Annotated in this window: 1 protein-coding gene and 1 rRNA gene; both read left to right on the top strand. The window is 55.3% G+C overall.

All coding sequences use genetic code 11. The annotated features are described in order from the left end of the window. The coding region (locus tag ACFOUO_RS10215; RefSeq protein ID WP_380704876.1) for a hypothetical protein at positions 1 to 230 on the top strand (230 nt) is incomplete at its 5' end. A gap of 5 nt (positions 231 to 235) precedes the next feature. Then, positions 236 to 618, top strand: a 23S ribosomal RNA gene (locus tag ACFOUO_RS10210); the annotation flags it as partial.

Raw genomic sequence — 618 nt, 5'->3', positions numbered from 1 at the left:
TAACAAGGTATCCCTACCGGAAGGTGGGGATGGATCACCTCCTTTCTACGGAGTATCATCATGAACGAACCAAACAAGGTCGAATCAACCTGCTCTTCAGTTTTGAGGGAATGCTCCCTCCGATTCTTCATGGATCGATGCACCTTGAAAACTGGATACGGAAGAAAGCCAAGAATTGCGAAGGGTACAAGTGCAAACGCACTGGAACCGACGCAATTTCACCGGAGTGAATGAAGGAGAAGTTACTAAGGGCACACGGTGGATGCCTTGGCGCCAGGAGCCGATGAAGGACGGGGCGAACGCCGATACGCCCCGGGGAGCCGTAAGCAGGCGTTGATCCGGGGATTTCCGAATGGGGCAACCCGCCAGTGTAAACCGCTGGCACTCCCATCTGAACACATAGGATGGGTAGAGGCAGACCGGGGGAACTGAAACATCTTAGTACCCCGAGGAAGAGAAAGCAAACGCGATTCCCTGAGTAGCGGCGAGCGAAAAGGGACCAGCCCAAACCGTCGGTCTTTGACCGGCGGGGTTGTGGGGCGTCCTACATGGAGTTAGAAAGGCAAAGCGTAGACGAAGTGGCCTGGAACGGCCCGCCATAGACGGTAACAGCCCGGT

It is taken from the genome of Salinithrix halophila, assembly GCF_042650125.1.
GTDB lineage: Bacteria > Bacillota > Bacilli > Thermoactinomycetales > DSM-45169 > Salinithrix > Salinithrix halophila.
The sequence above is the reverse complement of the archived record's forward strand: the minus strand, read 5'-3'. Positions and strand labels throughout refer to the sequence as shown.